The sequence below is a fragment of the Nitrosomonas sp. genome (assembly GCF_043753625.1).
Lineage (GTDB): Bacteria > Pseudomonadota > Gammaproteobacteria > Burkholderiales > Nitrosomonadaceae > Nitrosomonas.
This window is the reverse complement of record NZ_JAYUWI010000115.1, coordinates 1-10,708: the sequence shown is the minus strand read 5'-3', so window position 1 is coordinate 10,708 and position 10,708 is coordinate 1. Positions and strand designations below refer to the sequence as shown.

Annotated in this window: 8 protein-coding genes, 2 pseudogenes and 1 other annotated feature; of the genes and pseudogenes, 4 read left to right on the top strand and 6 right to left on the bottom strand. The window is 44.8% G+C overall.

Translation table 11 applies throughout. The annotated features are described in order from the left end of the window. The 3 genes and pseudogenes from ACH10T_RS09680 to ACH10T_RS09670 all read right to left on the bottom strand — a co-directional run. Positions 1-1,081, bottom strand: a pseudogene (locus tag ACH10T_RS09680) (IS3 family transposase); the annotation flags it as partial. Further along, positions 687-803, bottom strand: a sequence feature (AL1L pseudoknot). It overlaps the preceding pseudogene by 117 nt. 92 nt (positions 1,082-1,173) lie before the next feature. Next, complete coding sequence (locus tag ACH10T_RS09675; protein WP_394809079.1) at positions 1,174-1,926, bottom strand: alpha/beta fold hydrolase; 753 nt, start codon at positions 1,924-1,926, stop codon at positions 1,174-1,176. Further along, positions 1,923-2,951 carry a M14 family zinc carboxypeptidase gene (locus ACH10T_RS09670; RefSeq protein ID WP_394809078.1) on the bottom strand — a complete coding sequence of 343 codons (1,029 nt, stop codon included), beginning with the start codon at positions 2,949-2,951 and terminating at the stop codon, positions 1,923-1,925. Before ACH10T_RS09670 ends, ACH10T_RS09675 begins: the two co-directional genes overlap by 4 nt. Positions 2,952-3,158: 207 nt before the next feature. Here ACH10T_RS09670 and ACH10T_RS09665 point away from each other — a divergent pair, with 207 nt between their 5' ends. From ACH10T_RS09665 to ACH10T_RS09650, 4 genes are all read left to right on the top strand, one after another. Then, positions 3,159-3,968 (top strand): UDP-2,3-diacylglucosamine diphosphatase, encoded by an 810-nt coding sequence (locus tag ACH10T_RS09665; RefSeq protein ID WP_394809077.1) that lies wholly within the window; start codon positions 3,159-3,161, stop codon positions 3,966-3,968. A gap of 6 nt (positions 3,969-3,974) precedes the next feature. Further along, the gene (locus tag ACH10T_RS09660; RefSeq protein ID WP_394809076.1) at positions 3,975-4,898 is read left to right on the top strand and encodes a patatin-like phospholipase family protein; all 924 of its coding nucleotides are present in this window, start codon (positions 3,975-3,977) and stop codon (positions 4,896-4,898) included. A gap of 445 nt (positions 4,899-5,343) precedes the next feature. Then, the gene (locus tag ACH10T_RS09655; protein ID WP_394809075.1) at positions 5,344-6,387 is read left to right on the top strand and encodes an MJ1255/VC2487 family glycosyltransferase; all 1,044 of its coding nucleotides are present in this window, start codon (positions 5,344-5,346) and stop codon (positions 6,385-6,387) included. A 69-nt stretch (positions 6,388-6,456) separates the two neighbouring features. Beyond that, on the top strand, positions 6,457-7,458 hold the full coding sequence (locus tag ACH10T_RS09650; protein ID WP_394809074.1) for a diacylglycerol/lipid kinase family protein: 1,002 nt from the start codon (positions 6,457-6,459) through the stop codon (positions 7,456-7,458). A 4-nt stretch (positions 7,459-7,462) separates the two neighbouring features. Here the strand turns inward: ACH10T_RS09650 and ACH10T_RS09645 are convergent, their stop codons facing one another. The 3 genes and pseudogenes from ACH10T_RS09645 to ACH10T_RS09635 form a co-directional block, all read right to left on the bottom strand. After that, positions 7,463-7,672: a PIN domain-containing protein gene (locus tag ACH10T_RS09645; RefSeq protein WP_394809080.1), complete on the bottom strand. Its 210-nt coding sequence runs from the start codon at positions 7,670-7,672 to the stop codon at positions 7,463-7,465. A 241-nt stretch (positions 7,673-7,913) separates the two neighbouring features. Then, positions 7,914-8,372 (bottom strand): esterase-like activity of phytase family protein, encoded by a 459-nt coding sequence (locus ACH10T_RS09640; RefSeq protein WP_394809073.1) that lies wholly within the window; start codon positions 8,370-8,372, stop codon positions 7,914-7,916. Next, positions 8,363-9,451, bottom strand: a pseudogene (locus ACH10T_RS09635) (esterase-like activity of phytase family protein); the annotation flags it as partial. The pseudogene ACH10T_RS09635 and the gene ACH10T_RS09640, both read right to left, overlap by 10 nt. Positions 9,452-10,708 lie beyond the last annotated feature (1,257 nt).

Genomic DNA, 10,708 nt, shown 5'->3' with positions numbered 1-10,708 from the left:
TCGATACTGCGCCAAGGACCGCGATGCCGTATGACTTCGGTCTTGTACAAACCATTGATGGTCTCGGCCATGGCATTGTCATAAGAATCTCCGATGCTGCCGACGGAGGCGTCAATATTTGCCTGCGCCAAACATTCTGTATAGCGAATCGACAAATATTGGCGACCGTGGTCGCTATGATGAATCAATCCTGCGGTTTCCCGCCGTGCCCATAGCGCCTGTTCCAGTGCATCCAGTACCAGATCCGTTCGCAATGAACGACTCACTCGCCAACCAACAATATACCGGGCAAAAACATCGGTGATAAAAGCCACATAAACAAATCCCATCCACGTCGCCAAAAATGTAATATCCGCCACCCACAGTTGATTGGGCCGGGAAGCTACAAATTGCCGGTTAACCTTGTCCGTTGGCCGGTCAAGCAAATCGTCCGAAATGGTTGTCCAACACTTTTTGCCGCGTCGAACACCTTGCATTCCAAGCTTCTTCATCAACCGCTCGACCGTACAACGAGCAACACCAATACCTTCTCGCAGCAACGGCCGCCATACTTTGCGAGCACCATAAACTCGGAAATTGTCTTTCCATACCCGCTGTATATCAAGTTCTAGTCTCATGTCTCGCTTGATGCGATCAGGCAATCGATCGGGATCTTGCTCGCGTGCTTTGTGTTCGTAGTAGCTCGACGGGCCAATCTGTATTTGTCTGCAGATTGGCTCGACCCCGTATTCCGCTTTGTTGCTATCGACAAATGTCACCATTATTTCGGTCGGCGGTCGAGCTCCGCCTGCGCAAAATAGGCCGATGCCTTACGTAATATCTCGTTGGCTCGCTTTAATTCCCGATTCTCTCGCTCCAATTCCTTAAGCCTTTCCCGATCCAATATCGAAATGCCTGCACGAACCCCCTGATCGGTCTCCACCCGCCTTACCCAAGTCCGCAATGTTTCCGCTGTACACCCAATCTTTGATGCGATCGATTTGATCGCCGAACATTGCGATTCATGCTCCTTTTGCTGCTCGAATACCAATCTTACCGCTCGTTCTCGTACTTCCGGTGAATAACTGATTTGATTCTTCATCTCTTCCTTCTCTCAAATCATTTTATCTCCAGAAATACCGGGGCGATTCACATTACACTCAACCGGAATATGGTTGGCTCTTCGGCTGCAACTTAAACACCCGTCTGCAGATCAAACCATTGCCTGATAGCACCAGCCAACCACTCCGGTTCATCCAGCGGCAAATCATGACCGGCTGTTTCGTGCTGCATATAGCCGGTTTGCCAAGTTTGCGCCAGTTTCCGGCTACAGCGATAATCCACCAAGCGATCAGCTCGGCTGGTTACAATGAGTATGGGTTGCTGTGGTTTGTCGGTAATGGAAAACTTTGCAGCGGCCAGAAATTGGTTTCTGGCGCTGTCCGTTGATACCGGATTTTGTCGTTGCCACTGCTGCCAGGATTCCAGCAGTTTGTTGTCGTGCTGGTGACGGTTTGAAGTCAAACTCAGAATGTCCGCTTCCTTTTGTGCTGCCGAATGAAAAATCATTTGGATAACTTGGGGGTAAACCATCCAGCGCAAACGATGGTAAAACGGCGATAACGTTCTTGCGCTGGTGTTGATGAGGATTGCCACTTCCACTTCATCCGGATACCGTGTCATCCAATCCATCGCGATCATCCCACCCATGGAAAGCGCGATCAATCGGATCGGTTGGTTTGTATTGATTTGCTTGCGTAATGCTTCGGTCATGTTCGCGATGGTTTTGGGACTGGTGGTCTGATGCATTTGACCATTTCCCGGAATATCCGGTGTACTGATAGTGGCGCGGAGAAATTGCTGCTGCAGACTTCCGGTAAATTCTCCCCAGTGTCGTGCCTCACGCAATAATCCCCGAATCAGCACGAAATGCTCGCTATCGATCATGAGTACCACAACGCCCGTGCTTGTTGTTCCAATTCCGGCATCTCGCTTTGATCGAGCCAGTTTTGATACGATAAGGTCGCGTGCAACAAAAATTCCATCAGGATTAAATGGCTTCTCAGCACGCGATTCAGCCGGTGCGGCTTCACCGGATGATACAAACCCTGCAATCGGCGCAATTGCAGTGGATTTTTTCGAATCCACCGCCATGAGCCCATTTCAAGCGTTAATGGCAAGAAAATATTGTTGCTCGTCAACGATTGTTGATAAAGAAAATCCCACAGATCACCATGGGTCAGATAATGCTGTGACTGCGGCTCAAACAAATAATCCTGATGCGGGTAAGTCTGCATAAAGAGTTGGCGCAAGTAATAAACTTCTTTGAGATGTTTAATTGGCTCAAGCCGGCTTTTGGCATAAGGAAACCAGATTTGGTTGCGAAAACCAAAACCGGAATGGCAATCCAGGACCAAGCTGAACGGCGCAGGTAAAACTTCCTGCTTAATAAAGTCGCACAATACTTGGGCTTCCGGTTGCATGGCTTCACCGGATTTTCCCCGATACCACGGCAACACCGATGAAATCCGGTGTCCTCCAGCCAGCCAGATGGTTTTTTCGTGGCTATTTACTGGCGCATTGCGCATGAGATCAACACCTTGTCCATTTGAACGCGTAGCGTTCAGCATGCCGACCGGATTGATGATGGGTAAAATATTGATCCGCACCCGTTGCAAAATATCAGCCAGTACCCGATCCCATTTTAGCCGTTCGAGCAGACCTTCCAGAAAAGCAATGACTACTTGCGTACCAATGCGTTCCAGGCCATGGATGCCGGCAACATAAGTCACGCATGGAATATCTTTCGCAGTATTCCCGAGTGTCAGTGCGTAAATTGGCAGCAGGCCATCATCGCAAGACGCCTGGCAAAGCACTTTACTGTGTAGATGTACATTATTATCCTCCTGAATAATCGCTTCAACTTGTTGCAATTCAGGTAATGATCGCTTCAGGGTAGGTGTGGCGTGCATTGTGTTTTAAAGTGGTGCTCGCGTCAAAGTTGCTATTAAAAACGGATCTTACTTGAATCTATTAATCACCATCAAAGAATCATTGCAAAAATTCCCCTACTCTCTTTTTTAATAAATACTTCATGAATATTTAACAAATACTTCAAAGAAGCTTAACAAATGCTCTTTATGCTGTCATGCCATCACTTATCCAATTAAAAGGCATGTATGGTGAAGAATAAAACTCCTATCAAAGTAAGAAGTGTGTGGATTTCGGATGTTCACCTTGGATTTCGCGGCTGTCAGGCAGACGCACTGTTGCATTTCCTGCATTCGGTTGAAACCGACTATCTTTTCCTGGTTGGCGATATTGTCGATTTCTGGAGTATCAAAAAGAGCCCTTACTGGCCGCAAGAGCATACCAACGTAATCCGGTCTATTTTAGGCAAAGCCAAGCATGGCACTAAAGTGATTTACATACCGGGGAATCATGATGAGGGGATGCGGGATTGCATCGGTCATGTATTCGGTAATGTTGAGATTCATCAAGATTATGTGCACACCACCACCGAAGGTAAAAAGCTGTTGATAATGCATGGCGATGAGTTCGATGTCATCGTCAAGAATAGCCGTTGGCTTGCGAAACTGGGGAATGTCGCTTATGACACCCTGCTGGATCTTAATCATTATATTAATGGCATGCGAAAGTTCTTCGGATTTTCTTATTGGTCACTCGCGGCCTACTTAAAATTGCGCGTTAAAAATGCAGTCAGCTACATCAGCAGTTTTGAGGATGCATTGGCGCATCTGGCAAAAGATCGTGGCGTCGATGGCGTCGTCTGTGGTCACATTCACCATGCTGAATTAAGAGAAATCAATTCGATTCTCTACTGCAATGACGGCGATTGGGTAGAAAGCTGTTCTACTTTGCTGGAACATAACGATGGCTCGTTGGAATTGGTTTTCTGGTCTGAGCGGTTTGAGCAATATAAAAGCCTTTTGCAAGAAGAATTATTAGCCAGTAAAAAGGCCGCTTAAAACAATTTGAAACATTCACTGTTACCCAAAACGGTTTTAAGCCTGGACGGTGGCGGCAGCCATCTGCTGATTCAATTGAGCGTACTGGCATGTCTGGAAGAGGACACCGGCGCTTCAACTTATGATTTGTTCGACCTGATCGCCGGTTCTTCATCGGGAGGATTAATCACCTGCTTGATCTTGGGACGACGTTTGAGCGCAACAGAAATTATTCAAAAAGTTTTACAAGAAAAATTGCTGGAAAAAATGATGGCGGAACACTGGTTGCACCGGTTATTCAGTAAGCTGCAAATTCATCCCAAATTCAAAGGTGACTCGAAAAACCTAACCCTGCAAAAGGAATTGGAGAATCTGAGGCTTTCGTCACTCAATAAACGGATATTTATTCCTTGTTTTAATCTGGATCAGGATCAACTGGAAGTTTTCACCAATGACAGTCAACCGGATTTTCTTTTAAGCGAGATAGCCGATGCCTGCACTGCTGCACCCTCGTTCTACCCGCCCGTGCAAATGCAAGATGGTGACTGGCGAATCGATGGTGGTGTTGGCATGAATAATCCCGGATTAAGCGCTTATCTTCATGCCAAGCAATACTGGAAAAACTGTGAAATAAAAATGCTCTCCATCGGATCGGGCTGGCGCAGTTTTGCAGTAAGCGGTGCCAAAGCGTGCGGATATGGCGGTGTGCAATGGTCGGCGAAAGGTATCGCTTCGATCATTCTCAGAGAAAAAATGATGGCGAATGTCAGAATGACCGAAGAAGTTTTGGGTAATCGTGTGCTGTATATCAATCATTATCTGAAAAACTACGATATGCCCGGCAATATGGATTCCGCCAATAATGTGGCGCTCCAACAAAAAGCATTGGATATCGGCAAGCTCTGGTATGCCAATCAACGAGAACAAATCCAACAATGGTTGCAAAACTGATTGTGGGAAATTGCTTGCGTTTTTTACTCCCGTTTAACAGACCGTTGAAAAACTATCTGCGTTGCCGCTGCGGTGTTAAAAACAGACTAAAAATGCTCATTTATTAAGCATAAACTGCACTTTACATCCTGTTTTTTCCTTGTATCGACTGCCTCGATAACATTTTTCAACGGCCTGTTAACTGCATGCGCATTAATAAAATTGTCACATAATCGCCAAGAAAAAGTCATTTCCTTGTCATATCAGGCCACTAAACTGCTCTGGTTTCATTCAATAAAGTTGAGACTATGAAACCACTGAGAAACGCTCATCAAAATAATTTAACGCTATTCAAATGGTCAATTGATACATGGCCACAAACAATCCCACAAAGCTTCTACAACGCAATCCAATCATTTGGTTTTGAAATCAGTGTCGTACTAGTCCGTTTAGGAGTCGTACTGAAATGAAAATATTTTATGGCATCCAAGGAACGGGTAATGGTCATATCACGCGTGGCCGGATTATGGCCAGAGAATTTCAGGCTGAAAATCTTGATGTTACCTATCAGTTTACCGGTAGGCCGCAAGATAAATTTTTTGATATGGAAGTCTTTAATGGCTATCAATGGCGTGATGGTTTAACTTTCAGCACAAAAAACGGCAAACTCAGCCCTGTCAAAACAGTACTGCAAGCCAAACCGTTAAATTTTCTTAGAGATATTAAGCAACTGGATTTAAGTAGTTATGATCTGGTCATTTGTGATTACGAGCCCGTAACCGCATGGGCAGCACGCCGGCAAAATAAGAAAACCATCGGCATCAATCATCAGTATGCATTCCACCATAACATACCGCGCGCAGGCAATGATCCGCTCTCTGAAGCGGTTATGAAAAATTTTGCTCCTGTCGATATCGGCATTGGTTTGCACTGGCATCATTTCGATCAGCCCATATTGCCGCCGGTTATTGAAACCCCCATCATTTCCCAACAAATACAGAAAAATAAAATTATTGTCTATCTGCCATTCGAGAATCAGCATCGTATGGCAGCATTGTTAGCGCCATTTAAAGAATTTGAATTTTTTATGTATTCTCCAGAAGTTATACCCACTTCTTATGCACACGTGCATTGCAAACCGTTATCCCTTCAAGGTTTCCAGAAAGATCTATGGGATTGCGCCGGTATCATTTGCAACGCTGGCTTTGAACTGGCCAGTGAATCCTTACAATTAGGTAAGAAAATTCTGGTGAAACCGCTACATGCGCAGATGGAACAAGTTTCTAATGCAGCCGCTTTGCAAACGTTAGGCTATGGAAAAATGATGCACAAAGTCGATTCCAGGATTATTGAGCAATGGCTGTATGAAACCAAAGCCATCCGTGTTACCTATCCCAACACCGCCAAATATCTGGTGCAGTGGATAAAGGAAGGCATGCCGCCCATTGATCAATCTTGGTGTAATCAGATCTGGACGGATGTCAAAGTAATACCGGTCGAGTGGTCTTGATCCTAACAATTATGAGCTGACTAAAAACTCCCGGCTTAATCTATAATTTTAAGGGCACTCAACACCATCATGAAAGACGATATCTTATTTAAAACCAATCAATTGGTTATTAAAATACCCTCCCCAGAAAAAATATTAATCATTTTCAACCCGATATCCAGCGCAGGAAACATAGAAACACTCGCCTGTCAGCTGGAAATGGAACTTACTCTTCATGGGAAAAATGTTGAAGTATGCGCATCTGAAAAAAAAATGAAAGGGTATACGCGCCTTTCAGATAACATCGCCACAAGTGACCTCGTTGTCGTAGTCGGCGGAGATGGAACGATTAGAAAATTGCTAGATGCCATCAATAAAACGGACACACCGATTTATGCTATTCCGGGTGGAAATGAATCGCTGTTTGCACGTTCCTATGAAATGAGTACCCATGCCGATGATTTACTCCGCGCTATCGCCTCGGGAACATGCCTGCAGCAATTTTATGGTCTGATCAGCGGTAAAGGCATTAAAGGTGAAAAACCTTTTTTCCATATGGCATCGATGGGTTTGGATTCACTAACCATAAAAAATATTGGCAAAAGAAAAGGCCCACTCAATGATTCGATCTATATTTGGCACGGATTAAGAGCTTTATGTTCATTGCATCATCCTACCGTTTCCGTCAGTGTGGATGGCGAGCAAGTCATAGATCATGGATCCGGCTATATCATCGTAGCCAACAACTCAGCGTATGCAAGAAATTTACAGCTTGTTCCTGCTGCGGATCCATCAAAAAACGAGCTTATTCTTGGCTTCTTACCAGGCGCACGACATCAGCATGAACTGATCAAAGCCATGAGAATTCTGCAGCGTAAGCCCGCTAACTTGCCCATGCAGTATTTTTCCGGCAAAAATATCTCCTGTACATTGCATGACCGGGCTTACCCGCTGCAAGTCGATGGTGACTATTTTCGCAATCGTGATATTGAAGTGGAAAATACTGTCGATTTCAGTATTAGCTCAAGACCAATCCGTGTATTGATTCCATCCTGTCTGGATATAAATACCTTACAATCCATAACCAGTTGATTCATTAAAAAGTAATACTATTACTGACCGAAAAGGAATGATTGACCGATAATTTTCCTATGACTCGTGTGAATTCCCTCGCCTCAAAATTCTTGATGTCATTACCCCTCTTAAAATGATCCAATTCTTCCAGCACAGTAATTGGAATAGCCCCATCATTGTCTTCAAAGCTGTATATCGCGTTGTGGCTGTATAGGATCACCGAAGTATCCAGAACATAATCTGGGCATCTCTAAAAATCCAAATTTCGTCTCAACACTTTGTTACTCACAAAAAATACTTCCTTACATATCAGTTATATGCTGCGTCTTCATTTTTTGCTCGCTTTGCTTAGAACTTTGAATTCTTAGAGGCGCCCATTTTTTTTTATTTCTTGGCGTGAGAAATGTACTCTATTCTCATAAAAGGCGCTGCTTCGATTGCTCAGCAGCGCCTTGCTGGGAAGACGTAGTGAATTAATTGAATACTTTACCTAGATTTAGGAATTGCGTTTCGCCCGTGGAGTTGTCAACACCATCGTTATCGGTAACAACATAAACCGTTCCGTCGCCTGCTCGCGCCAATCCTTCCAATTTATCGTGAACCCAACCTTTGCCAGCCTGCATCGCGGGCAATACATCGATCGCCAGGGTCTTGTTCAATATCGGGAAATTACCTTCTGTTTGTGTTTTTGGCATAACACTATTGATATCTATGTGGCAAACACGTTTGATTTGCGCATTCGGGCCTGCCTGATTATCACGCTCGATAACTGTAAATTTATTATTTCCCAGCGCGGTAATTTTGGATAAACCCACAAAGCCACCTGCCGGAGATTCGACGGAATCAAGGGGATAGTAAAAGAATTTCCATTCCCCTTCCTCGGTAGATGGATCCAGGTCCAAAGCTGGCGTATATTGACCGATTCGTACCATGCCACAGCCGGATCATCTTTCCATTCCCGCTGAAAAGCCACGTAAACCTGCTCATTCCTGCCTACTTTTCCGGTTACGGCGACACTTTCAAAGCCATTACTTTGTTGTAATGCTTCAACTGCAGTTGGTAAGCGAATTTCGCGAACCACCCTACCATCACGATGTGCCTCAATGAGTAAATTGCGAGTCGTCGACGTACCGGCGCCTTCAGATGCAAGCCAGAAGCTGCCATCACTACGTTGCGCTATCCCTTCGAGATCATAGTTGACAGCCGCACCATTCTTCAATAGCTGCGTTGCACGGATAATTTTTGCTGGAAAATCGCTGATATCAATGCTGTAGATACGGCTTTCGTTATAAACGCTATCATGGACAGCATACAGTCGTTCTCCATCGTACTTATCGGAAGATAGGGCCGACAATGCGCCCCAGACAATTGGTTTGCCATCGGACTGCCTTATGGATTTGATCTGAGGGTATGCAGCTTGCTTACGTTCCAGGCGAAAGATATTGATTTGAGAGCGCACGGGTGAATCCACTTCGGTAGCGGCAACGAAAAGATTGCGGCTTGGAATGGCAAGCAAGCCTTCCGGACCCGCGCCAGTTGGCAATATCTGCTTATAATCCAATTTATTATCATCCGCTTGGTACACGCCGACAAAATTGCCACGTTCGGATCCCACAAAAATAAATTGCTCATTTTTATACCGGCCAGTTGTGACGCTCTCCGGCTCAGTTCCTTTGTTATCAGAACGTTTCTCAGGATAATGTCCTGCTGAAGCAGCCAAGTATTCGAATTCAGTGCCAGAATCATAGACCACTTTGCCGCTACGATTGAATACGCTGAATCCGCGGCTACCGCCAAAAAGATCTCCTTCGTTAGCAGTGATGATCTTATTATTCTCCAGCCATGCAACACCATCGGGTTCACGCGCCACATCGATTAAAGAACTGGTGAAATCAATTAATTTATTATCAGCAGTATCAATATCGTCCAGCGTGACGGTGCCAGCATTGAAATCCCGCACTACCTTGCCGTTGACGAGATTCACGAACACGATGTGGTTGTTTTCTTGCATCGTCACAGCGGCAATGTTGTTGTGATTGATGCTGACAAACTCCGGTTCAGGATCATCACCACCATACGACGCCATACCTGTCAGATCAACTTGGCGTACTGTCCAATTTTCGGGTGCGCCCACCAAATCGATAATATTCAGATAGCCTGCTGGCGACTGCGGCAAACCACCTTCCACACCGGCCACAATGACATCCTCATCGCGCTCATTTTCGATGACAACCGCTGCATATCGCCCGTTTGGACTGGTAGCCACAGAATCCGGTTGACCCTGCATGTTGATTTCACGAACAGGTGAACAATTGGAAATATTCGTCAAGCAAGAAGGTAGATGGTACACCGCTAAAATTCCTGAGGGTTCCTGAAAACTAGCTGATGTATTGATCCCAACCAAGGCATAATTGCCAGCAACTGCAACGGATGTGGGTTCTCCGGCTGTATTCAGCGTGCCTAAACCGGTTGGGTTTTCTGCATCACGAATATCTACAAAACCAATTTTTCCTGTGGGACTATCCGTATAAATCAGGGTATTTCCATCTTCAGTAGCTGCAACAATCTCAGCCACCGTCTCACCAAACAAATTTCTATCGCAACTGGTATTCTCACATACCAGATAGGTAGCGATACGTTGAAAATATGATTTGTCGGTATCTGAGGAATCAGCCACTGCAAAACCTGAAAGCGCCGCGATGACGCCTAAACTCAAGGTGTTTTTGGTGAAACACATCCATTGATTATTTAATCTCATAATAAAAAGCCTTTAGTCATTAGAAACTTGAATGGTTATATTGTTTGCCAGGCAATGAAATTGCATCGACTGAATCGAAATTCATCGCCTATAAAAGATGCTAAAGGAAATTTGTTACGTACTTATTGCGGGTATGTGTCAAATAAAACGATGCGCAGTGGTAGATATAACTCATCTTCATCGGTCAAAGGTAAATTTGTCGAACGGCTAGATGTACGGGCACTTCTAAAAATTCAAAGTTCTAAACAACACGAGGCACGAGCAAAAAATGGTTACGCAGCATAGGTAGATATGTAATGAAACATTTTTTGCGAACAACAAAATGTTGTGACGTAATTTGGATTTTTAGAGATGCCCGTACGTATAAACGATGTTATCTGGCAGTTTTAAGAGGTTAATTGGCGACAAACTTACCGTGCTTATCCGGTTAACTCCCAAGGTAGCTAGATGTAGTAGTGGGCCGTGACTTTTTTGTATAAAGTTCAGCATCGGTCGGCGCAGTGACATCAC

What these genes read in the sequence shown, in the direction of transcription:
- ACH10T_RS09665 (WP_394809077.1), top strand. Translation starts at nt 3,159, where the DNA reads ATGGTGAAGAATAAAACTCCTATCAAAGTAAGAAGTGTGTGGATTTCG.
- ACH10T_RS09640 (WP_394809073.1), bottom strand. Translation starts at nt 8,372, where the DNA reads ATGGTACGAATCGGTCAATATACGCCAGCTTTGGACCTGGATCCATCT.
- ACH10T_RS09670 (WP_394809078.1), bottom strand. Translation starts at nt 2,951, where the DNA reads ATGCACGCCACACCTACCCTGAAGCGATCATTACCTGAATTGCAACAA.
- ACH10T_RS09655 (WP_394809075.1), top strand. Translation starts at nt 5,344, where the DNA reads ATGAAAATATTTTATGGCATCCAAGGAACGGGTAATGGTCATATCACG.
- ACH10T_RS09675 (WP_394809079.1), bottom strand. Translation starts at nt 1,926, where the DNA reads ATGATCGATAGCGAGCATTTCGTGCTGATTCGGGGATTATTGCGTGAG.
- ACH10T_RS09650 (WP_394809074.1), top strand. Translation starts at nt 6,457, where the DNA reads ATGAAAGACGATATCTTATTTAAAACCAATCAATTGGTTATTAAAATA.